A 22,933-nucleotide genomic window follows, 5' to 3' on the forward strand; every position below is an offset into this window, starting at 1 on the left:
TAGGGTGGCTAATATTTGCTATGCTATGTTAGAAATAATGAACATGGAAGAGCCGTGTGCAGTTATTTGTGGCAAAAAAGCTATTTTTGTAAAAAATATTGAATTTTATTGCTTAAACAGCGTAACCTGAAGCTCGGATTATGACTGTGATGATGTTTACCATTTGCACTAAAGTCGTCACAGACCACTATTTTCTTGTCGATGAACGATAAACCACACCTATACGAATGATTAAGAGGTCATCATGAGCACACCGAAGAGCCGCAGCGAATGGGAAAGTCTGGCTGCCAGCCTGTCTATTAATGGTAAGGCGTTTATCAATGGCGAATACCAAGATGCCGTTTCGGGTAACACCTTTGATTGTATTAGTCCTATCGATGGCCGCTTGTTGGTAAAAGTGGCGAGTTGCGATCTTGCAGATGCTAATCTTGCGGTTGCTAATGGCCGCAGCGTATTCGAGTCTGGTGTTTGGTCGCAGCAATCTCCGGTAAAGCGCAAACAAGTGATGATACGTTTCGCCGAGTTACTGGAAGAAAATGCCAATGAACTCGCGCTGTTAGAAACCCTCGACATGGGTAAACCAATTCGTTTCTCCAAAGCGGTGGATGTGGCGGGGGCTGCCCGTGCGATTCGCTGGTCTGGCGAAGCGATTGATAAAATTTACGATGAACTCGCGCCAACGGCTCACAATGAAATTGGCATGATCACCCGTGAGCCTGTGGGGGTTGTGGCCGCGATTGTTCCGTGGAACTTCCCAATGCTGATGGCGTGTTGGAAGCTCGGGCCCGCGCTGGCCACGGGTAATAGTGTAGTGTTAAAACCCTCTGAAAAGTCACCCTTAACGGCTATCCGTATGGCGCAATTGGCTATCGAAGCTGGGATCCCACAAGGCGTACTCAACGTGTTGCCAGGATTTGGTCATACCGTAGGTAAAGCCTTAGCGTTGCATATGGATGTGGATACGTTGGTGTTCACAGGTTCCACCAAAATTGCTAAACAATTAATGATTTACGCTGGTGAGTCGAACATGAAACGCGTGTGGTTAGAGGCGGGAGGCAAGAGCCCTAATATCGTCTTTAATGACGCGCCAGATCTCAAAGCCGCTGCTGTTGCTGCTGCCGAAGCCATTGCTTTTAACCAAGGTGAAGTTTGCACCGCAGGTTCGCGTTTGCTGGTGGAGTCCGGGGTGAAAGATGAGCTTATCGCGCTTATCGCAGAGGAGCTAGCCTCATGGCATCCAGGGCATCCACTCGACCCTGCCACTGTGAGCGGCGCCGTTGTTGATAAACAACAGTTAGACACAGTACTCAGTTACATTAAAGCAGGTAAAGATGAAGGCGCAACCTTAGTCCACGGTGGCTGCCAAGTCATGGCCGACACAGGCGGCGTGTATGTGCAGCCAACGGTATTTTCTAACGTAAATAACCAGATGAAGATTGCCAGTGAAGAAATCTTTGGCCCTGTGTTATCTGTTATTGAATTTAATGGCATGGAAGAGGCGATATCAATCGCCAACGATACTATTTACGGTTTAGCCGCTGGTGTATGGACATCGGATATCAGCAAGGCCCATAAAACTGCTAAAGCCCTGCGCTCTGGCATGGTGTGGATCAACCATTATGATGGCGGCGACATGACAGCGCCATTCGGTGGCTATAAACAGTCAGGTAATGGCCGAGATAAATCTCTGCACTCCTTCGACAAATACACAGAATTGAAAGCGACTTGGATCGTGTTATAACCGCTCTTTTTTTGTCTATATTTGTCTATATAAGAGAAGGAGCCGCTTTCGCTAAATACTAAAACCTCTTTTTATATTACATGGAAAGAGGTTTTTTATTTTTTGGAGCTCAAGGCGTCCCCATTTTTATAAGCCATATTTCACTTGTAAAATCTGCATCTGTTACCGTAAATAAAATGTTACCGTCTTAATTCATAATCTTGTTGCTCATTTATACCCGATAGAATATTGACTTTAAACACTCCCATTAATATCTCAATTTACTTCCATTCTTATCTGCTTCATAAATATCGTAAGTTATCGCTTATAAATTTGTGGCTTTCAAACATTACCATTAATGAATTTAGTCATAGAGTGAAAAGTGTTGTAAGTTATTTGTGATATTATAGGGTGCTTAGAGCATTGAATAAGAAGGCAAGTATGCACAATGTAGAAGAGTTTGGGGCAATCGTCAGTAAAGCTCTAGATAGTTACAAATCCGATTTTATGGAACTTGTTAGGGAATATGCGATTTCTTGTAAAAATCAAGGTGAGGCATATTGCGATTTTTTTGTCGATATAGCCTCTATGATGAATGGCGCATGGCTTTTAACCGCAGTATGTGAGTTTGAGTATGCTTCTGAATTTAAAGCCTTTAATTGGTATCAATTATTGAATGTTGATATAGACAATATGCCAGAAGATGATTTGTTCTCCCTACAAAATAAGCTATATGAAATCGGTTATATTTGGTTGGTGGAGCAATTAATTTCCTCTAAAAAAGAAATAAAATGTATCGAAATTAGGTTGTTTCATAATGGCAGCAATGAATACCAATCTTTGGCATAATTAGCTTCTAACAGAGCTAAACGACATCAGTCACTGGGCTCATTGGATAGACTTTTTTGTGTGTGGTTATGTCATACCGTTGGTAGTATTTACCTCTAGGGCAAGTATGAAGAACTTTATTAGCAAAGATCTAGATATTGAAGAGTTCAAAAAAAGATTTGATAACACCAGAGAAAGTTTTATAAATTCTCTAAAAACAGCAAGTAAAGGTTATCGAAATGTAAGGTTCTTCGCTTGTGATGAAAGTGGAGTCCCCATTAAATGGGTATGGGATGATGAAACGTTCACACATAACTGGGAAGAGGGCACTCTTGAAGACGCTATTCAGTTTGCCCGTCACATGATAAATAGTGGAATGTATTTTGCGTTTATGGGGTGTTTGTCTGGTTCCAGTGATCTTGATATTTGGCTGACCACCTTTGAAAACCCCATAAAGAAACCTACATGGCCAAGTGGTAAAGAACCCAAATTTGAGATTATCCATGAAGTGTTAACTCGTTAGGGCTTTGTTTACCGATCTAAATTAGGAAACAAAGCCTCGTTATGACTGCATATTTTATCTCAACGTAAGAGCATTCACCTGTAAATACGTGATTTTAGCGTGCAACTGCTGTAGCCTCGTGGAAATTTATTGTTTCTTATTTTGATCTTTTAGGATGCAGGTCTTGAGCTTTGCCATCTAAGGTTGTTCGTTATTTCCCAGTGATTTTTTGCTGAGCCAATCACTCGTCAGCAAAGCGTTCACTCATTAGAGAGGGTGTCATGTGAATGCACTTCAAAACCCAATTAGGCAGTTCAATGTCGTCAAACTAGCTGTACTGGCATTACTAAGCTTTTTGGCCGGCTGTTCTTCAATGCAGACGGGTGAGAATGGAAACTGGGTGGGATTCACGGAAGCTGGTCAGGCTTCATTTTATGGGGATAAACATCAGAATAAGCAGACGGCCAGCGGTGAACTTTACAAACATAAATTAAAGACAGCAGCGCATAAAAAGTTACCCTTTGGCTCGAGTGTTAAGGTCACCAATGTCGATAATGGCAAAAGTGTGATTGTGAAAATCAATGATAGAGGGCCTTTCGTGCGTGGCCGCATTATTGATCTGTCTAAATCGGCGTTCAGTAGTATAGGCAATACTTCTTCTGGCTTGATTGACGTGAAAATAGAAGTCATTAAATAGCGGCTATTTTGAAAACGGCTATCTTGAACACGGCCATATCGAAAAGATTGTTTTGAAAGCTGCATCTTAAAAATGAGCAGTTTGAAAGCACTATCTTCAAAACACGGCTTCGACGCAATCTAATGATTGAATGCACTAATGATTGAATGCACTAATGATTGAGCGCATAAAATCGAGTCCACGCTTTTAAAGAAAAGACAAAGCAGACAATTTGTTAAGCCGATATTTGGGCTTTACGGCATTTGGTGAGAGACTAGCGGCAGACTTGGATAACAGTAAAAGGACCCGCTATGGAATACCCACTTGTTAGTACGCAGTGGCTCGAAGCACACCTCACCGATCCCCATTTAGTCTTGCTCGATGCCAGTATGGAAACCGTTATTGGTAAAGAACCCTTAGTTTACGATGAGCCTATTTGCATTCCGCGCTCACGTCGATTCGACTTGGAAAATGTGTTTTGCGATAAGACTTCAACCCAAATTCATGCCTTGCCGACGTTTGAGCAATTCAGCCAAGGGATAGCCCAACTTGGGATTGAGGTCGACAGTGTTATCGTTATCTATGATAACCAAGGCATTTATTCATCTCCACGGGCGTGGTGGACCTTTAAAGTCATGGGTTTTAATCGAGTCTATGTACTAGATGGTGGCTTGCCTCAGTGGATTGAAGAAGACCGCATCACCTCATCGCGTTATCAAGCCGAAGGCGTCGATTACGGCCCGACGGATATCGATACATTAGCTGATGTGCTGCAATACCACCCCGAGCGGGTGATGGATGCCGAGGCCGTGTTATCACGTATCGAAGATGCCGGAACGGCGATTGTCGATGCCCGTGGTGCGCCACGCTTTTTAGGGAAAGTGAGTGAGCCGCGTCCCGGTGTGCGCTCTGGGCATATTCCTTGCTCGGTTAATTTACCCTTCGCTCAAGTGCTCGATGGTAATAAAATCAAAACGGTCAGTGAGCTACAGTCTATTTATCAAGGGCTAGCAGCGGATAAATCCGCAATGATATTCAGCTGTGGTTCTGGGATTACGGCGTGTATTTTGATCTTAGCTTCGGTTGCAGCGGGGCATAAAAATCCTATCCTCTATGACGGTTCATGGGCGGATTGGGGCAGCCGTAACGATCTGCCGATAGAGTGTTAATTGAGTATCACCATTGAAATTAGTGCTGTAGATTAATTAAGTTAGCGTGGTTTTTGTTGAACATCATGTGACTTTTACGTCGTTTGGCGAAATGCCAAGGAGAAACCTTTGATAGCGAGATTGATCGATAAGTTGGTATTTGGATTTATTTTAGTGATTGCCTTACAGTTACCACAACTGGCTGATCATTATCAGCAATTTTTATCAGGCCTTTATGAATCGACTCGATGGCAGGTAGAAGGTTACGAGGCAACGGCTAAGGAATATCATTACGCCGATGTTGATGCCATGATTGCCAGCCACCAGCAAAATGAGGAGCCAAGTGTGCGTGCCGACGCTGAGCAAAAGGTACAGACACTGGCGCTTTATAAAGCGTTAACACAGGGCGTGGCGATCTTTAATACGGGCAATTTGTTTGAGAAAACTGCCTATATGTTTAACCCTGTTCGCTTTGATTATCTTGAGAAAACCATCAGTAACTTTAAGCCAGGGATACCTTTAACTTCTAGTGGTATTGGCTTTGGCGTCTTGGTGGCTTTAGTCGTGCATTATCTTGGGTCTATCCCTTTTATCCTGTGGGCAAGGCGTAACAAGCGACTTAAAACAAGTCCTTAAATCTGTGATACAGCATGCCTGCAGCGAGTATAGGTGAGCGGAATGTTGGGCCGCCGGGGAAGGTGATGTGTTTGATTTTAGCGAACACATCGAAATGTCCCGCCTGTTGGCAAATAGCCTCGGCAAGCAGTTTTGCCGCCATGTGAGTGGCATTCACGCCGTGTCCCGCATAGGCTTGGGCGTAAAAAATATTATTTGCATCGGGAAGGCGACCAATTTGTGGCATACGGTTAGCACCGATACCTATCATACCGCCCCATTCATAATCGATACGCACGCCTTTTAACTGCGGGAAAACTTTCTCAAGATTCGGTCTCAGTGCCGCTTCAATATCTTTCGGATCTTTACCCGAATAGGTACAAAGGCCGCCAAACAGCAAACGACGATCTGCCGATAAGTGAAAGTAATCTAGGGCAATTCGCATATCTGCGAAGGCCATGTTTTGCGGGATAATACTCGCGCATTGGGCCTCAGTTAAGGGCTCTGTTGCCAATAAATAACTGCCTGCAGGTAATACTTTCCCCCCTACAAAGCTATTAAGTTTGTGGCCAATATAGGCATTGCCCGCCAGCACTAAGTATTGGCATGTGACTTCGCCCTTAGCGGTAATGACCTTAGGTTTGGCGCCTTGAATGATTTTTTCAGCAGCGCTGTACTCAAACAACCTAGCGCCGAGATTGCGGGCGACGCGAGCTTCACCGAGGGCAAGATTAAGTGGGTGTAGATGACCGCTACCCATATCAACCAGCGCACCTTGATAAAAATCTGAGCCTATGACTTCACCTAATTGTGGCTTAGTTAACAGCTTGATTTCTTGCTGATAACCCATGGCCTTGAGTGCGCTAAATTCTTCTTCAAGCTCATCCATGTGACGAGGTTTTACCGCTAAGTCGCAATAACCCATTTGCAGATCACAGTCGATACTGTGTTCTCGTATGCGATTTCGCACTATCTCGACGGCTTCAAAGCCCATCTGTTGAATTGCTTGAACACCTTCAGTGCCTATTTCACTTTGAAATTGTGCAGGGTCATGGCCTATGCCGCGAATGAGTTCGCCGCCATTACGCCCCGATGCGCCCCAGCCAATTCGCCTCGCTTCTAACAGCACAACACTCATACCGCGCTGTGCGAGTTCTATGGCGGTATTGATACCGCTAAAGCCGCCGCCCACTATGCAGACATCGGCACTGATATTGCCTTCGAGTTGTGGGTGCGCGTAAATTTCTTTAGCGGTATCAACATAATAAGAGTGTGGATACTGTTCGCTGTGCACTGGAGGTTTGCTTGCCATTATGGCTCCCAAAAATTGTTTTTATTGTAAATTGGACTTGTCTCAGTATACTCATCACACTTTTAACATGACGCAAAAAAGTGTTCGTTTTATTTAACACGCTTTTTATGTAGAATACAATGAAAGCAGTAAAACACGCGCTTTTTGGGCGAAAATGCGTTCTGGATGGTGTTTATCCTGAACAACCTGTTCGTCATCTATCGGGATTGACCCGAGCCTTTAGGGGGATGTGAAATTTGGATATTGGAGCCAGCCTCAAAACTGTTCGAAAAATGAAAGGCTTATCTCAACGAGAATTAGCCAAACGTGCTGGTGTGACTAACAGTACGATTTCAATGATCGAGAAAAACAGTGTTAGCCCGTCAGTCAGCTCTTTAAAAAAAGTGCTGTCGGGTATCCCGATGTCTTTAGTGGACTTTTTCTCCATTGAAGCCTCAACGGATAGTGAGCAAAAGGTCGTCTATCGATCCAATGAATTACTGAATATCGGTACTGGGCCACTTGAATTTAAACTGATTGGCCGTGATTACCCGAACCGTGCAATGTCAGTGATGAATGAGATTTACCCACCCGGTTCAGATACGGGTGAAGAGATGCTAAAGCACGAAGGTGAAGAGGCCGCTATGGTGATAGAAGGTAAATTCGAACTCACTGTTGGGGATGAAGTGTATATTTTGGAAGCGGGTGACAGTTATTATTTTAACAGTGAATTACCCCATAGATTCCGCAATCCCTTCGATGAACCTTGTCGCCTTGTGAGTGCGACTACGCCTGCAAACTTCTAATTAAGTCATTAACTTACCCTATTATTCAACATATTAGGCCACTTATTAGCTAAAAGTGAGTGGCGTAATACTGTTATTCAACATTCCTGCGTATTTATACCAATCACATTAAATATCTAATCAGTTCAGAGCCTCACAGGCATTTCAATCCAAGGCGCATTGACGCAGAAATGGTCATTCCCTTTTAAGTCAATGCAACACGGGAGTGGGATGCCTGTGAGGCTCCCGAAGGGCGGGTTTCAACGCACTTTATACTGCGTTTAAGGCTTTCGACAGAGCACCACTATGCCTTAAGCCTTCGCCTTGTCTAAAGCGCGTTGAACTCCCGCTGAATGAACAGATATTTAATACGATTGGTATTACCTGCTTTCTAACCCTGTCATATTGGTTATGTATCCTCTTCTTTGTGTAAATAATATTGGTTCAAATTTGGTTCGAATACGGTTTAATTTACCCTGTAAAAAGTGAGCTTTATGCTGGTGTAACCGCTGGTTTATATACATGAATTAGCGAGAAATGGGGTAAATATACATTTAACTACATGTTATTTATGCTTATTAAGAATAAGTGGATTAAATAACCTTTAACAAGTGTTTAACCTCTTGCCTAGTGCTAAATTTCGGTGTACTGTGTGAAAAAATGAACATTTAAAGGCAAAGTGTTCGTTATGCTAGTAAAATCAATTCTAAAGGTGAGATATGTCAGCCGATTTACCCCTCATAGGTGTTATTGCATGCAATCAACAATTGGGATCACACCCCTTTAATATTGTTGGTGAAAAATACCTTTTAGGCGTAGTTAATGGCGCGAAAGGCTGGCCGTTAGTGATCCCATCTTTAGGTGGCGATTTACCGATAGACGCTATTTTAGATCGTCTTGACGGTATTTTGTTTACTGGCTCTCCTTCTAATGTAGAACCCCATCTTTATGCAGGCCAGCCGAGTGAGCTTGGTACACACCATGATCCTAAACGTGACGCGACAACTTTGCCGCTGATCCACGCTGCTATTGCTGCTGGGGTACCTGTATTAGGTATTTGTCGCGGTTTTCAAGAAATGAATGTGGCTTTTGGTGGCAGTTTGCATCAGAAGCTCCATGAGGTGGGTGGCTTTATTGAACATCGAGAAGATAAAACCACATCCTTAGATGTGCAGTATGGGGCTTCTCACAGTATTACTGTTGAGCCCGGGGGGCTTATTTACGAGGCCTGGGGCCGTAACTCTGCAGAGATTAACTCTGTACATACTCAAGGCGTGGAGCGCCTGGGTGTTGGGTTGCGGCCAGAAGCTTATGCTCCAGATGGGTTAGTGGAGGCTTTCTCCGTAATTGGTACTAAAGAATTTGCCCTCGGTGTGCAATGGCATCCAGAGTGGAAGGTGAGCGAGAATCCGTTTTACCTCTCCATTTTCAATGCTTTCGGTGATGCATGCCGACGTAGGGCTACAACTCGAGTGAAATAATAATGAATAAGCTAATCGCTTTTTTAAAAGAACGAAAAATCACAGAAGTCGAATGTGTTATCAGTGACATGACTGGCATCGCCCGCGGCAAGATTGCTCCAGTCGATAAGTTTCTCGATGAAAAAGGCATGCGTTTGCCCGAAAGTGTGTTGTTGCAAACTGTGACCGGTGATTTTGTCGACGAAGAGATTTATTACAGTTTGCTCGATCCCGCCGACATCGATTTTGTTTGTGTACCCGATGAAAATGCCGTCTTTATGTTGCCTTGGACCATCGAAGCCACGGCACAGGTTATCCACGATTGCTACGACAGAATGGGTAATCCTATTGAGCTTTCACCACGTAACGTATTGAAAAAAGTCTTGTCTCTCTATGACGAACAGGGCTGGGAACCTGTTATCGCTCCCGAAATGGAGTTCTATTTGACTCGTCGTAGTGACGACCACGATTTACCCCTAAAGCCTCCAATTGGTCGTTCAGGCCGCCCCGAAGCGGGTCGCCAGTCATTCTCTATTGATGCTGCCAACGAATACGATCCTATGTTTGAAGACATGTACGATTGGTGTGAGCTTCAAGGTTTAGATATCGATACTTTAATCCATGAAGATGGTCCCGCACAGATGGAGATTAACTTCAGTCATGGCAACGCATTATCTTTAGCTGATCAAGTGTTTATCTTTAAGCGCACTTTACGGGAAGCCGCGCTGAAGCACGATGTTTGCGCCACTTTTATGGCAAAACCCGTGACGGATGAGCCTGGCAGTGCGATGCATATTCATCAAAGCGTGATCAATAAAGAGACGGGCAAGAATATTTTCACCAATGAAGATGGGACTAAGAGCAAGCTATTCTTGGGATATATTGCAGGCCTACAAAAATTCATTCCTGAGTTGCTGCCACTGATGGCGCCAAATGCGAACTCGTTTCGTCGTTTCCTCCCCGGCACTTCGGCACCTGTAAACTTAGAATGGGGCGATGAAAACCGTACCTGTGGTTTACGCATTCCAGAATCTTCACCACAAAACCGTCGCATTGAAAACCGCATTCCCGGCGCCGATGCTAACTGTTATTTGGCGATTGCCGCGAGCTTGTTGTGTGGCTATATCGGCATGGTTGAGTCGCTAAAACCTTCGACTCCTGTGCAAGGTAAAGCCAATGAAAGCCGTAGCAATAATACCCATTGTTTACCGCTGACATTAGAGGAAGCATTAGCGGCGATGGAAGAAAGTGATGCCTGTAAGCAATATTTAGGCGAATCCTTCACCACTGGATTTGTTGCGGTAAAACAGGCTGAACTTGAAAACTTCCGCCGTGTTGTCAGCTCATGGGAACGTGAATTCTTATTACTCACTGTGTAATGTTTTGGATTGATTGCACTGACCGTGTTGCCGCGTTAACCCAAGGAATAAGGGGTTAACGTTGGCCATAACGATACTGATGCGTGCACTGTTTTAGTGAGGTTGCACTTAACTGGTGCAACTCGCTTGTTAAATAATATGATGGTTTTTAATGGTTTGTCCGTTAAAGTGAATATTCAATTCCATCGCTTGTCTGCTAGGGAAATAAAATAGGTTTAACAATTTTAGGTTGTTCGCTTACTAGCGTTACTAACTAATTGTTAGTCATATTTAAAATGTGTTTATCTAAGTGTTTTTTTGCGATTGCTTAGGGACTTGAGGCATTTGCCTTAATGTTGCAAAATGTACAAGCAGTGTCATATTTAGTCTATTTTTTTGAGTGTTAATGCAATACCGATGCCTCGAAAATTTGGCACGAAACCTGATACTTAACAAATTGCAGCAAGATATAAAGTAGGCATGGTTATCATGCCGTAGAGACTGCCGATGCGGTTTTTAAGGTGTAGCATTGGTCGAAAATAACAACAATATCCGGGCAGCCCGGTGACACAATGTCAGAATTTGCTTAAGCAGTTCTGCTACCCGAGAAAGGAGAAAGCATGAAGCTATTTAATAAGATGACCACATTAGCGCTGGTGACTGCGAGCGTATTTGCGAGCGCAGTGGCCCAAGCGGAAGAAGTGGTTCGCGTGTATAACTGGTCAGATTATATCGCGGAAGATACCTTAGAAAACTTCAAGAAAGAAACGAGCATTAGGGTAATTTACGATGTATTTGATAGTAACGAAGTGCTTGAGGCTAAATTACTGTCTGGTCGTAGTGGCTACGATATCGTTGTACCTTCTAACCACTTTCTCGCTAAGCAAATCAAAGCGGGTGCCTTCAAACCTTTAGACCGCGCTAAGTTACCTAACTTTAAAAATTTAAATCCAGCTCTGATGAAGTTGCTTGAAAAAGCCGATCCGGGTAACCAATATGCCGTGCCTTATTTATGGGGAACCAATGGCATTGGTTACAACATAGATAAAGTGAAAGCCGCTGTGGGGGAAGATGCGCCATTTAACTCAATGGAACTGATCTTCAATCCTAAATACGCTGAAAAAATTTCTAAGTGTGGCTTTGCTATGTTGGACTCTGCCGACGATATGGTGCCACAGGCGATGATTTATTTAGGCTTAGATCCTAACAGCACTAAGGCTGAAGATTATGAAAAAGCGGGTGAGTTACTGGAAAAAATTCGTCCTTATGTGACGTATTTCCATTCTTCACGTTATATTTCTGACTTAGCGAACGGTGACATCTGTGTCGCTTACGGTTTCTCCGGTGACGTATTTCAAGCGAAAGCCCGTGCTGAAGAAGCAAAAAATGGCAATAAGATCGGCTACTCCATTCCAAAAGAAGGTGCCAATCTGTGGTTCGATATGTTAGCTATCCCTGCTGATTCAACGAACGTCGATAATGCACTCACGCTGATTAACTATTTTCTGCGTCCAGAAGTCATAGCGCCTATCTCTAACTATGTGGCCTATGCTAACCCGAACGATCCCGCTCAACCTCTGGTTGATGAGGCTATCCGTACCGATCCTGCGATCTATCCACCACAAGAAGTGTTAGACAAACTTTATATCGGTGAAATTCGTCCTTTGAAAATTCAGCGCGTATTAACTCGTGTTTGGACCAAAGTGAAGTCAGGACAATAGTCGATAGGGGGCAAGCCTAGCTTGCCCCCAGCTTGGCAAACTTCTATGTCCAATCCTATGCATAGTTAATCCACGTATAGGATTTGACACAGTTTGTTTAACCACTTTTCATTCATTAATCGTGTTGAACCTAGAGTTTGAGCGTATCTACGCCTCATTTTCGGGTGGAGAAGTACTATGGCAATCACCTCGAGCGTCACCAATAAACCGACAACAAAGACGCAAGAAAAAGTACTGCTCAAGATTGAGCGGGTAAGCAAATTATTCGATGACGTGCGGGCTGTCGACGATGTGTCATTAACTATCAATAAAGGCGAAATTTTTGCCTTACTTGGCGGGTCAGGCTCGGGTAAGTCAACACTACTGCGCATGTTGGCGGGTTTTGAAAAGCCTACTTCTGGCCGTATTTTCCTTGATGGGGAAGATATCACCGATTTACCGCCATACGAACGTCCCATCAATATGATGTTTCAATCCTATGCTTTGTTTCCCCACATGACAGTGGCACAAAACATTGCATTTGGTTTGAAGCAAGACAAGCTGCCTAAAGCCGAAATTGAACAGCGTGTGCAAGATATGCTGAAACTCGTGCATATGGAGCAATACGGTAAGCGTAAACCGCATCAGTTATCTGGTGGTCAGCGCCAGCGTGTTGCACTGGCCCGTTCACTGGCGAAACGACCTAAATTATTACTGCTCGATGAGCCTATGGGCGCATTGGATAAAAAATTGCGTACCCAAATGCAGCTAGAAGTGGTTGAAATCCTTGAGCGTGTCGGCGTGACCTGCGTGATGGTGACCCACGATCAGGAAGAAGCCATGACAATGGCAGGTCGAATTTCGATCATGAGTGATGGCTGGATTGCTCAAACTGGCTCGCCAATGGATATTTACGAAAGCCCGAACAGCCGCATGATTGCCGAGTTTATCGGTACTGTGAATTTGTTTGGTGGCGCGATTGAAGTGGATGAAGTCGACCATCTGATCATTAAATCTAATGATTTGGCTCAACCTTTCTATGTCGGTTATGGCGTCACGACTAACGTTGAAGATAAGAATGTTTGGCTAGCAGTGCGTCCCGAAAAGACCATTATTAGCCGTGAACAGCCTGAAGGTCAGTACAACTGGGCAAAAGGAATCGTGCATGATATCGCTTATTTAGGCGGTATTTCAGTCTATTACATTCGTTTAGAGAATGGTCAAATCGTACAGTGCAGTATGACTAACCGTGAACGCCGCGCCGATCATGCCACATGGGATGACGAAGTGTTCATTAGTTGGGAGGACACCAGTGGCGTGGTGTTGAGATCATGAAGAAACCCATTAAATTAAAGTGGCTTAAGGGCCGCTTCTGGACCATAGGTATTCCCTACGCTTGGCTGCTGCTGTTTTTTGCCTTACCGTTTGCGATTGTCCTTAAACTGAGTTTTTCGACGGCGGCGATTGCTATCCCGCCCTATGAAGCAACATTCCAATATGCTGACGATGTATTAAATATCTTCCTGCATTTGGGTAACTATTTGATGTTGCTCGATGATTCGCTATATTACATGGCTTATCTCAGCTCATTGAAAATGGCGTTAATTTCGACCTTGGGCTGCTTGATTATTGGCTACCCAATGGCCTATGCCATTGCCCGTGCCCCTGCGCGGTTGCAAACCGTGCTGCTGCTGTTAGTTATGTTGCCTTCTTGGACCTCATTTTTAATCCGTGTTTACGCTTGGATGGGGATCTTAAGTAACACAGGGATCATCAACAATTCACTGATGTGGTTGGGGATTATTTCTGAGCCGTTACAGATCCTCAATACCAATATTGCCGTGTATATCGGTATTATCTATGCGTATTTACCCTTTATGATTCTGCCCTTGTACGCCACTTTAGTGAAACTTGATATGAGTTTGATTGAAGCTGCGTCTGACTTAGGTTCAAGCCGTTTGAATACCTTCTGGAAAATCACTTTCCCGCTGTCAAAAAGTGGTGTGATTGCTGGTTCTATGTTGGTGTTTATTCCTGCCGTGGGTGAGTTTGTGATCCCAGAGCTACTCGGTGGTCCCGATTCCTTGATGATAGGTCGAGTGTTATGGCAAGAGTTTTTCAATAACCGCGACTGGCCTGTGGCTTCGTCACTGGCGATTGTGATGCTGGGCTTATTGATTATTCCGATCACTTTATTCCATCGCTATCAGGCGCGTAGTTTGGAGAAAGACCTATGAAAAAATTAAGCTTTTCTTCAGTAATGCTCTGGTTTGGCTTGTTTTTCTTGTATGCACCTATGTTAGTGCTGGTGATTTATTCCTTTAACGACTCTAAATTAGTGACGGTATGGGGCGGATTTTCACCTAAATGGTATGGCGAGTTATTTCAAGACCAACAAATTTTAGATGCAGTATGGACCAGCCTGCGGATTGCGTTTTATAGCTCAACTATGGCGGTCATTATCGGTACTATGGCAGCCTTTGTGATGACACGCTTTAAGCGTTCATGGGCAAAACTGACCCTGTCGAACATGATTACTGCACCGCTGGTAATGCCTGAAGTGATCACTGGTCTGTCTTTGCTTTTACTGTTTGTGCACATGGCAGATTTGTTGGGCTGGCCCAGAGAGCGTGGCATGATGACAGTGTGGATTGCACACTCAACATTTTGTGCTGCCTATGTAGCTGTGGTGGTGTCTTCAAGATTGCGCGAGCTTGATATGTCAATCGAAGAAGCGGCAATGGACTTAGGGGCAACACCGCTCAAGACTTTCTTCTTGATCACTGTGCCTATGATTTCGCCGGCGCTGGTGGCGGGTTGGTTGTTGTCATTCAGTTTGTCCTTAGACGATTTAGTGATCGCAAGTTTTGCCTCAGGCCCTGGTGCAACGACCTTGCCTATGGTGGTGTTCTCTTCGGTACGTTTAGGGGTTTCTCCTAAAATCAATGCCTTAGCGACGCTGATCATACTGTGTGTTTCACTCATCGCTTTCCTTTCTTGGTATATGGCAAGACGGGCAGAGAAACGCGACCGTACACCAATGAACTAGTTAGCTTAATTTTGGGATGGCTTTGGTATTGCCAAAGCCATCCTTGATATTTGTCACCGCTCCCATCACCCGCTTTGCTTTGCAGGCTAGTCCTGTTACTCAAGATCACCAGAATTGAATCACTGAGCTAAAAATAATCGCGTGTTTGATATATCAAACAAAATGTAAATTATTGCGCTTTTCTGGCTAGTGTTTCGTTTTATGAAGGTGTAGGATGTGATGGCTGTTTAAAATAATGAACATTAGAATTCAAGGGAACAACATGTCTGCCATAGCTCACGCTGGATCATATTATGCGGCATCGGCCAACGATAAGGTTGAACGTCCGCGTCTACAGGAATCGATTGAAGCCGATGTTTGTGTGATTGGCGCAGGTTATACAGGCCTTTCTGCCGCGCTGCATTTATTAGAATCGGGCATGAGTGTGGTGGTGTTAGAAGCCGCTCGCATAGGCTGGGGCGCCTCGGGCCGTAATGGTGGACAAATCGTTAATAGTTATAGCCGTGACATTGATACTATTGAAAAAACAGTCGGTAAAGAACAAGGTAAACTCTTTGGCCAAATGGCCTTTGAGGGCGGGCAAATCATCCGCGATCGTATTGCTAAGTATAATATTCAATGCGATCTAAAAGATGGCGGCGTATTTGCCGCGATGAACGAAAAGCAAATGGGCCATCTACGCCATCAAAAACAACTGTGGGAAAGCCACGGCCATGTTAATCAGCTCGAACTTCTCGATGCTAAAGGTATTCGCGGTGTGGTAAATACTGAGCGTTATGTCGGTGGTCTACTCGATAAAAGCGGTGGCCATATTCACCCGCTTAATTTAGCCCTAGGCGAAGCGCGCGCGGTTGAATCCCTCGGCGGTAAAATTTTTGAAGACTCAGCAGTGCTGAGTGTCGATGAAGGCGATAGCCCAGTTGTGCATACGGCGCAGGGCAGTGTAAAAACCAAGTTTGTGGTCGTGGCGGGTAACGCCTATCTGGGTAAATTAATGCCAGAGCTGCAGGCAAAATCTATGCCCTGCGGCACGCAAGTGATTACCACAGAGCCTTTGAGTGCCGATCTGGCTGCGAGCTTATTACCACAGGATTACTGCGTCGAAGATTGTAACTATCTGCTCGATTATTTCCGTCTGTCTGGCGACAAGCGAATGATTTACGGTGGCGGCGTAGTGTATGGCGCCCGCGATCCGGCGGATATCAAATCGATCATTATTCCGAATATGCTCAAAACCTTCCCGCAATTAAAAGATGTGAAGATCGATTATGCGTGGACAGGTAACTTCCTCCTGACGCTATCGCGCCTGCCACAGGTCGGTCGTATCGGTAAGAACATCTATTATTCACAGGGTTGCAGTGGCCACGGTGTCACTTATACCCATCTGGCGGGCAAGTTACTGGCCGAGATGCTCAACGGCCAAGCCACGCGCTTCGATGCCTTTGCTGCATTGCCACATTATCCTTTTCCCGGCGGTCACGCACTTCGCGTCCCTTTTAGTGCTATCGGAGCTTGGTATTACACGTTAAGAGACAAACTAGGTCTCTAACATCATCACTTTTAAGAAGCTAGGTAGCTTCACAATACGAGGAAATCCTTGTGCAATTAAATGATCCGAGTTTGCTACGTCAACAGTCTTTTATTAATGGTCAATGGTGTGATGCCGTTTCTGGTGACACGCTAAAGGTGGTTAATCCCGCAACCAATGCCCTGATTGGCTACGTTCCTAATATGGGACAAGTTGAAACTGAAATGGCGATTAAGGCGGCAGAAGCGGCTTTACCTGCATGGCGAGCGCTCACTGCCAAAGAGCGCGGCGCTAAGTTAAGGCGTTGGTTTGAATTACTCAATGAAAACAGTGATGACTTAGCATTGCTCATGACGACTGAGCAGGGTAAACCGCTGGCAGAAGCGAAAGGTGAAGTAACCTATGCCGCTTCGTTTATCGAGTGGTTTGCCGAAGAAGCGAAACGTATTTATGGCGATACCATTCCTGGGCATCAAGGGGATAAGCGCTTGATAGTAATTAAGCAGCCTGTCGGTGTAACCGCCGCGATTACGCCGTGGAACTTTCCTGCTGCTATGATCACCCGCAAAGCCGCTCCAGCGTTAGCTGCGGGTTGCACTATGGTGGTAAAACCTGCGCACCAAACACCATTTACCGCATTAGCGATGGCTGAACTTGCTAAGCGTGCCGGTATTCCTGCGGGCGTATTTAGTGTGTTAACGGGTGATGCGGTGCAGATTGGTAATGAAATGTGCAGCAACCCGATAGTGCGTAAGCTGTCTTTCACTGGCTCAACCAATATAGGTATTAAATTAATGGCGCAATGTGCGCCTACCTTAAAAAAACTGTCGCTAGAGCTTGGCGGCAATGCACCATTTATCGTATTTAACGATGCCAATATCGATGCCGCTGTCGAAGGCGCCATGATAGCTAAATATCGTAATGCCGGCCAAACCTGCGTCTGCGCTAACCGCATTTATGTGCAAGACGGTGTATACGACGAGTTTGCCTTAAAACTTAGCACTGCTGTTGGCAAGCTTAAGGTCGGAGAGGGCATCAACGAGGGCGTCACTACGGGTCCGTTGATCAATGCTGCCGCAGTCGAGAAAGTACAAAGTCACCTTATCGATGCTATCGCCAAAGGCGCTTCTGTGATCGCGGGCGGCAAAGTTCATGATCTTGGCGGTAATTTCTTCGAGCCAACCGTGCTCACCAATGTCGATAAAAGCATGCTTGTTGCCCGCGAAGAAACCTTTGGTCCACTCGCGCCGCTGTTTAAATTCAGCGATGTCGACGATGTGATTAAACAAGCTAATGATACTGAATTTGGCCTCGCCGCCTATTTCTATGGTCGCGATATTTCATTGGTGTGGAAAGTCGCCGAAGCCTTGGAATATGGCATGGTTGGGGTCAACACTGGCTTGATTTCGACGGAAGTCGCACCTTTTGGCGGGATGAAATCTTCAGGGCTTGGCCGCGAAGGCTCTAAGTTCGGTATCGAAGAATACCTAGAAATCAAATACATCTGCATGTCCGTTTAATACGGCCCGATTTGGCGAGTGAGGAAGACTAAATGACAACAACCAATGATTCATTGATGGCACGTCGCCAAGCCGCAGTTGCGGGTGGTGTCGGGCAAATTCACCCTATTTTTACCGCCCGCGCCGAAAATGCTACTGTGTGGGATGTTGAAGGTCGCGAGTTTATCGATTTTGCGGGCGGCATTGCCGTGCTCAATACGGGCCACCTTCATCCTAAAGTGAAGGCGGCGGTTGCGGCTCAGCTGGATAATTTTTCCCATACCTGTTTTATGGTGCTCGGCTACGAGAGCTATATCCAAGTATGTGAAAAGCTCAATCAACTGGTTCCTGGGGATTTTGCCAAGAAGACGGCACTATTCACTAGTGGTTCAGAAGCGGTTGAAAACGCAGTTAAAGTGGCGCGTGCCTATACCAAACGTGCTGGCGTGATTGCGTTTACCTCGGGCTACCATGGTCGCACTATTGCGGCTTTGGCATTGACCGGAAAAGTCGCGCCTTACAGTAAAGGTATGGGGCTGATGTCGGCGAATGTGTTCCGCGCTGAGTTCCCGTGCGAAATGCATGGCGTGTCCGATGATGATGCTATGGCCTCGATTGAACGTATCTTTAAAAATGATGCTGAGCCGAGTGATATTGCCGCCATTATTTTAGAGCCAGTGCAGGGCGAGGGTGGTTTCTACGCCGCATCGCCCGCCTTTATGCAACGTTTACGCGCACTATGCGACCGTGAAGGCATTATGCTGATCGCCGATGAAGTGCAAACAGGCGCGGGCCGTACTGGCACTTTCTTCGCTATGGAGCAAATGGGTGTTGCTGCAGATATCACGACCTTTGCTAAATCTATTGCGGGTGGTTTTCCACTCTCGGGTATTACAGGCCGCGCCCAAGTCATGGATGCAGTGGGTCCCGGTGGTCTTGGCGGTACTTATGGTGGTAATCCGTTAGCGTGCGCCGCTGCGCTTGCTGTCATTGAAGTGTTTGAAGAAGAAAAGTTGCTAGAAAGGGCCAATGCCATTGGTGAGCGCATTAAGTCTGCCCTGAATGTAATGCAGGTCGAACATGCGCAAATCGCCGATGTGCGTGGTTTAGGCGCTATGATCGCCATTGAATTGATGGAAGAAGGTAAACCTGCGCCGCACTATTGCGCGCAAGTGTTGAGCGATGCCCGTGACCGAGGGTTGATTTTATTATCCTGCGGTACCTACGGTAATGTGTTGCGCATTTTGGTGCCATTAACGGCGCCGGATGCACAAATTGATGCAGGCCTTGGTATTCTTAGCGCCAGCTTTAATGCCGTACTGAAAAGCTAATATCGCTTTGATATAAAAACGATTTAGATGACAGTTTTGCCCAATAAAAATCCCGCTTCGGCGGGATTTTTATTGGGGCGATTGTTTTGGAATTGGCTGTTTTTACTGCCAGTGACTTTCAGCACTCATCAGTTAAATGAATCGCTATTTTTTAATCTCCATTAGGATCTGCAGCGCTTTTTTGCGTTTATCAAGGTCATACAAGTCGTTGGTAAAAATAAACTCATTCACGCCGAGTTCTTTTACGATCATTTCCAAGCGATGCTTAATCGTCGCTGGGCCACCAGTAACTGATAAACCTAAGAAATTATCGACATAGGTTTCTTCTTGCGCACTCCATAAGCCATCCATAGTATCAACCGGTGGCTTTAGCCATAACTCGTGACCACGGATAAGTGCCAGCACGCGCTGTTTCGAGGTTGTGCCCAGAAATTGCGCCTCTTCATCAGTGTTGGCGGCAACTAACGGCAAGCCGAGCATCACATAGGGTTTATCAAGCACTTGAGAAGGTTTAAAGTCGCGGCGATAGATTTCAATCGCATCGTAGAGAAAGCGTGGTGCAAAGTGGCCCGCAAACACATAGGGCAAGCCGCGCTGCGCCGCTAACTGTGCGCTAAAAAGACTCGAGCCCAATAACCAAATTGGCACATTAGTACCTTCTCCGGGAATCGCTCGCACCGCATGACGACCATTGTAAGGGCCAAGTAGAGTTTGTAATTCACTGACTTCTTCAGGGAATTGTTCGGCGCGACTGGTATCACGGTTCAGTGCTCGGCTGGTAATTTGATCGCTGCCGGGCGCGCGGCCCAGTCCTAAATCGATTCGACCAGGATATAAGCTTTCAAGGGTACCGAACTGTTCGGCGACCACTAAAGGCGCATGGTTTGGCAGCATAATCCCACCCGCGCCGACGCGAATACGCTGCGTATTGCCAGCAATATAACCAATTAATACCGAGGTCGCCGCGCTGGCGATACCGGGCATATTGTGGTGTTCGGCAAACCAAAAACGATTAAAGCCGAGTCTGTCGGCTTCCTTGGCATACTGCAAACTGTTTTGAAGCGTTTCGCCTACGGTTGAGCCTTGGCGCATGGGCGCGAGTTCCAATAGCGAGAAGGGAATATCGGCCAATATTGATGTCTGCTGTGACATAGTGTCTCCAAGTGACTGCCGTTTTTGCTAGCGACAACAAGAGGCGCTAACTGTGTTAGCGTATTGTTTGTTGCATTGCTAGGCTCATTGCTAAGAAAAAGCGTTAACGGCTCAGTCTTGATGAATAAAAGGTATTCAGTGTTATTGATATGGGGTTAACGACACTGCTTCTCAAGCTTTAATGGATAACACTTTTCCCTTTGTTATTTCATTCGTTATTCAATTTGAGTTTGCACTTGAGCATCGCCATACAACTGAGTGTGTACTCGCTTTGTAACAAATCGAGGGACTGAAGTCATCTGCGTGTGAGGGCCGATAATGTGGAACTGAAGTTCTTATTCTCAGCAACTCAGCGCTAAGCCAGTCACAGTAGAATTGCATGACTTTCGCTAAAGCTCATTTGGTTATGAGTAGCAATATAAGGGCATAAACGATGTTGAATGAAGTGATAAAAAAACTGCCGATAGCAGGGCTATCGGCAGTTAATGTTATGCAATAGAAAAATCGCTATTGTCAGTCGAGCATTACTGCTCGGCTTTCACATCCCGTAGCGATGCCGCAGCACTTTCATTAATATCATGATCAGCAGCATTGTTATGTGAATGGTGAGTCTCAGTCAGGCGACGCATCAGAGGTAATGCCGCAAGTGCGATAAAGGTACAGACCACAGCGGCTATACCTAGTTTATTAAACAGACTTGTGTATACGGGTAAGGTTTGCAGTGGGTCGACTAAATCCTTGGGTACACTGGCGAAGTTAGCAACCACACCGCCTAAATACTGGGAAATACCTGATGCGACGAAATAGGCACCCATCATAAAGCCGCCCATGCGTGCAGGTACGTAACGAGCAATCATGGCAAGTCCAAGACCACTCACCAGCAATTCCCCTAAAGAGTAAGAGGCATAGCCCCAGATCATGATCCATGAAGAGGTTTTACCATTGACGGCAAATTGGCCCGCAAAGCCATAGATAAAGAAGCCAATCGCCACAACGGCAAAACCGAGAGCAAATTTCGCCGCGATAGAAAAGTCTTTATCATTGCGTCCAGCCCACGAATAGCTCCATGCGAGTACTGGACTTAATACCATAATCCATAATGGATTTAATGCTTGGAACTGGGCAGGTGACCAAGTCCACAAGTGGGTACCAAAAACTTGAAAATCCCAATCCACGTTACGCAGGGCAAACAGCGCGAGTGACGTTGACATTTGTTGATAGAAAATAAAGAAGAACACGGTTTGCACGGTAAGGATCAGCGCTGCAATCAGTCCTGCTCTTTCACTGGTTTCGCTGGTGCGGATCAAGTGGAAGAAGATTGCCAATACGGCTACGCCTGCTGCATAAACGAAGACGCGCGCAACAGCTTCGTATTCAAGAATAATGGCTGAAGCGACAACCGACAATGCGGATAGACCCAATACAATCGCGAGGTTTTTCTTGTTCACAGGGCGAGTATCTGGCTCAGAACCGTAATGGACTAGACTCTTACGCATGAGTGCATAGTTACCTAATCCCACCAATATACCGACACAGCACACAGCAAAGGCCGCGTGCCAGCCAAATTCGTTGCCATATTGGGCGTTAACGTAATCTTTAATCCAAGGCGTGAGCAACATAGAGAAGGTCGAACCCACGTTTACCGCCATGTAATAGATGGTAAAAGCACTGTCGATTTTAGAATCGTCACCTTCATAGATTTTACGGACTAAGTTACCCGCATTCGGCTTGAATAGGCCGTTACCGACCACAATCACGCCGAGCGCTGAAAACATAAACCACGTATTTTCAGTGGGTACGGCCATTAGCGCATAACCCAGAGAGAGGATCCCCGCACCGAGCAGCATAGTGCGTTTGGTGCCGAGGATTTTATCCCCAACCCAGCCACCAATCGCTGGTGATACATAAATAAGTGCCGCACAGGCACTCCATACTAAGTTTGCACGTGAGTCATCAAAGCCAAGGCGCTGCACCATAAAGTACACAATCAGCGCTTGCATGCCGTAATAACCAAAGCGTTCCCATAATTCGATAAGAGACACAGTCATAAATGAATGTGTTTTACTTACCGGAGCAGTCCCAATAGTCATATCGCTTGCTTCCAACATTGTTGTTTTAATATTTGAGCTCAAAAGTATAAGGCGATAACCAATTCAAACCAATGGCAGACATAGGCAAAAACAGACTTTGTTACAAATGACCTTATCAATTTTAAGGTGGATTTAAGCGGGGACAGTTCTATCCAAGTTTTTCTGCTGCGGATAAATCAAGGAACATTCGCAGTACTATCG

19 protein-coding genes are annotated in these 22,933 nt (G+C 45.5%); 16 read left to right on the forward strand and 3 right to left on the reverse strand.

Annotated features, from left to right (window positions below):
- Positions 1-244: 244 nt before the first annotated feature.
- From KO533_RS04015 to KO533_RS04040, 6 genes are all read left to right on the forward strand, one after another.
- Positions 245-1,741 (forward strand): aldehyde dehydrogenase, encoded by a 1,497-nt coding sequence (locus KO533_RS04015; protein WP_219252959.1) that lies wholly within the window; start codon positions 245-247, stop codon positions 1,739-1,741.
- A gap of 420 nt (positions 1,742-2,161) precedes the next feature.
- The gene (locus tag KO533_RS04020; protein WP_028760891.1) at positions 2,162-2,569 is read left to right on the forward strand and encodes a hypothetical protein; all 408 of its coding nucleotides are present in this window, start codon (positions 2,162-2,164) and stop codon (positions 2,567-2,569) included.
- A gap of 106 nt (positions 2,570-2,675) precedes the next feature.
- A complete protein-coding gene (locus KO533_RS04025; protein ID WP_105249914.1) occupies positions 2,676-3,071 on the forward strand; it encodes a hypothetical protein in 396 nt (131 codons plus the stop codon).
- 262 nt (positions 3,072-3,333) lie between these two features.
- Positions 3,334-3,747: a septal ring lytic transglycosylase RlpA family protein gene (locus tag KO533_RS04030; protein WP_173246207.1), complete on the forward strand. Its 414-nt coding sequence runs from the start codon at positions 3,334-3,336 to the stop codon at positions 3,745-3,747.
- 290 nt (positions 3,748-4,037) lie between these two features.
- Positions 4,038-4,895 (forward strand): sulfurtransferase, encoded by an 858-nt coding sequence (locus tag KO533_RS04035; RefSeq protein WP_219252961.1) that lies wholly within the window; start codon positions 4,038-4,040, stop codon positions 4,893-4,895.
- Between the two features lie 108 nt (positions 4,896-5,003).
- Positions 5,004-5,510: a DUF2937 family protein gene (locus tag KO533_RS04040; RefSeq protein ID WP_105249911.1), complete on the forward strand. Its 507-nt coding sequence runs from the start codon at positions 5,004-5,006 to the stop codon at positions 5,508-5,510.
- Here KO533_RS04040 and KO533_RS04045 read toward each other — a convergent pair.
- Complete coding sequence (locus tag KO533_RS04045) at positions 5,494-6,801, reverse strand: FAD-binding oxidoreductase (protein WP_219252963.1); 1,308 nt, start codon at positions 6,799-6,801, stop codon at positions 5,494-5,496. The genes KO533_RS04040 and KO533_RS04045 overlap by 17 nt on opposite strands.
- 236 nt (positions 6,802-7,037) lie before the next feature.
- Here KO533_RS04045 and KO533_RS04050 point away from each other — a divergent pair, with 236 nt between their 5' ends.
- From KO533_RS04050 to gabT, 10 genes are all read left to right on the forward strand, one after another.
- Positions 7,038-7,586 (forward strand): cupin domain-containing protein, encoded by a 549-nt coding sequence (locus KO533_RS04050; protein WP_028760885.1) that lies wholly within the window; start codon positions 7,038-7,040, stop codon positions 7,584-7,586.
- 698 nt (positions 7,587-8,284) lie between these two features.
- A complete protein-coding gene (locus KO533_RS04055) occupies positions 8,285-9,046 on the forward strand; it encodes a gamma-glutamyl-gamma-aminobutyrate hydrolase family protein (RefSeq protein ID WP_219252965.1) in 762 nt (253 codons plus the stop codon).
- A gap of 2 nt (positions 9,047-9,048) precedes the next feature.
- On the forward strand, positions 9,049-10,404 hold the full coding sequence (locus tag KO533_RS04060; RefSeq protein WP_105249908.1) for a glutamine synthetase family protein: 1,356 nt from the start codon (positions 9,049-9,051) through the stop codon (positions 10,402-10,404).
- A 599-nt stretch (positions 10,405-11,003) separates the two neighbouring features.
- A complete protein-coding gene (locus tag KO533_RS04065; protein ID WP_028760882.1) occupies positions 11,004-12,104 on the forward strand; it encodes a polyamine ABC transporter substrate-binding protein in 1,101 nt (366 codons plus the stop codon).
- Between the two features lie 177 nt (positions 12,105-12,281).
- The gene (gene potA / locus KO533_RS04070; RefSeq protein ID WP_028760881.1) at positions 12,282-13,418 is read left to right on the forward strand and encodes a polyamine ABC transporter ATP-binding protein; all 1,137 of its coding nucleotides are present in this window, start codon (positions 12,282-12,284) and stop codon (positions 13,416-13,418) included.
- Positions 13,415-14,320, forward strand: coding sequence for an ABC transporter permease subunit (locus tag KO533_RS04075; RefSeq protein ID WP_028760880.1), 906 nt, complete (start codon positions 13,415-13,417; stop codon positions 14,318-14,320). Before potA ends, KO533_RS04075 begins: the two co-directional genes overlap by 4 nt.
- Positions 14,317-15,132 (forward strand): ABC transporter permease subunit, encoded by an 816-nt coding sequence (locus KO533_RS04080; protein WP_105249905.1) that lies wholly within the window; start codon positions 14,317-14,319, stop codon positions 15,130-15,132. Before KO533_RS04075 ends, KO533_RS04080 begins: the two co-directional genes overlap by 4 nt.
- Before the next feature lie 262 nt (positions 15,133-15,394).
- Entirely contained in the window at positions 15,395-16,681 is a 1,287-nt protein-coding gene (locus KO533_RS04085; RefSeq protein WP_028760878.1) for an FAD-binding oxidoreductase, read from the forward strand.
- Positions 16,682-16,731: 50 nt separating this feature from the next.
- The gene (gene gabD / locus KO533_RS04090; protein WP_219252967.1) at positions 16,732-18,180 is read left to right on the forward strand and encodes an NADP-dependent succinate-semialdehyde dehydrogenase; all 1,449 of its coding nucleotides are present in this window, start codon (positions 16,732-16,734) and stop codon (positions 18,178-18,180) included.
- A 32-nt stretch (positions 18,181-18,212) separates the two neighbouring features.
- A complete protein-coding gene (gabT, locus tag KO533_RS04095) occupies positions 18,213-19,490 on the forward strand; it encodes a 4-aminobutyrate--2-oxoglutarate transaminase (protein WP_113941280.1) in 1,278 nt (425 codons plus the stop codon).
- A 144-nt stretch (positions 19,491-19,634) separates the two neighbouring features.
- Here gabT and KO533_RS04100 read toward each other — a convergent pair whose 3' ends face one another.
- Together KO533_RS04100 and KO533_RS04105 are read right to left on the reverse strand one after the other, a co-directional pair.
- Entirely contained in the window at positions 19,635-20,642 is a 1,008-nt protein-coding gene (locus tag KO533_RS04100; RefSeq protein WP_219252969.1) for an LLM class flavin-dependent oxidoreductase, read from the reverse strand.
- A 524-nt stretch (positions 20,643-21,166) separates the two neighbouring features.
- Positions 21,167-22,732 carry a peptide MFS transporter gene (locus tag KO533_RS04105; RefSeq protein ID WP_219252970.1) on the reverse strand — a complete coding sequence of 522 codons (1,566 nt, stop codon included), beginning with the start codon at positions 22,730-22,732 and terminating at the stop codon, positions 21,167-21,169.
- Positions 22,733-22,933 lie beyond the last annotated feature (201 nt).

This window comes from Shewanella sp. NKUCC05_KAH (assembly GCF_019345585.1).
Taxonomy (GTDB): Bacteria; Pseudomonadota; Gammaproteobacteria; order Enterobacterales; family Shewanellaceae; genus Shewanella; species Shewanella oncorhynchi.

Bases quoted from the DNA above. Each gene is read 5' to 3' on its own strand.
- KO533_RS04025 (WP_105249914.1), top strand. From the start codon at position 2,676: ATGAAGAACTTTATTAGCAAAGATCTAGATATTGAAGAGTTCAAAAAA.
- KO533_RS04055 (WP_219252965.1), top strand. From the start codon at position 8,285: ATGTCAGCCGATTTACCCCTCATAGGTGTTATTGCATGCAATCAACAA.
- KO533_RS04045 (WP_219252963.1), bottom strand. From the start codon at position 6,801: ATGGCAAGCAAACCTCCAGTGCACAGCGAACAGTATCCACACTCTTAT.
- KO533_RS04035 (WP_219252961.1), top strand. From the start codon at position 4,038: ATGGAATACCCACTTGTTAGTACGCAGTGGCTCGAAGCACACCTCACC.
- gabT (WP_113941280.1), top strand. From the start codon at position 18,213: ATGACAACAACCAATGATTCATTGATGGCACGTCGCCAAGCCGCAGTT.
- KO533_RS04015 (WP_219252959.1), top strand. From the start codon at position 245: ATGAGCACACCGAAGAGCCGCAGCGAATGGGAAAGTCTGGCTGCCAGC.
- KO533_RS04105 (WP_219252970.1), bottom strand. From the start codon at position 22,732: ATGACTATTGGGACTGCTCCGGTAAGTAAAACACATTCATTTATGACT.
- KO533_RS04075 (WP_028760880.1), top strand. From the start codon at position 13,415: ATGAAGAAACCCATTAAATTAAAGTGGCTTAAGGGCCGCTTCTGGACC.
- KO533_RS04020 (WP_028760891.1), top strand. From the start codon at position 2,162: ATGCACAATGTAGAAGAGTTTGGGGCAATCGTCAGTAAAGCTCTAGAT.
- KO533_RS04060 (WP_105249908.1), top strand. From the start codon at position 9,049: ATGAATAAGCTAATCGCTTTTTTAAAAGAACGAAAAATCACAGAAGTC.
- potA (WP_028760881.1), top strand. From the start codon at position 12,282: ATGGCAATCACCTCGAGCGTCACCAATAAACCGACAACAAAGACGCAA.
- KO533_RS04100 (WP_219252969.1), bottom strand. From the start codon at position 20,642: ATGTCACAGCAGACATCAATATTGGCCGATATTCCCTTCTCGCTATTG.
- KO533_RS04065 (WP_028760882.1), top strand. From the start codon at position 11,004: ATGAAGCTATTTAATAAGATGACCACATTAGCGCTGGTGACTGCGAGC.
- KO533_RS04080 (WP_105249905.1), top strand. From the start codon at position 14,317: ATGAAAAAATTAAGCTTTTCTTCAGTAATGCTCTGGTTTGGCTTGTTT.
- KO533_RS04085 (WP_028760878.1), top strand. From the start codon at position 15,395: ATGTCTGCCATAGCTCACGCTGGATCATATTATGCGGCATCGGCCAAC.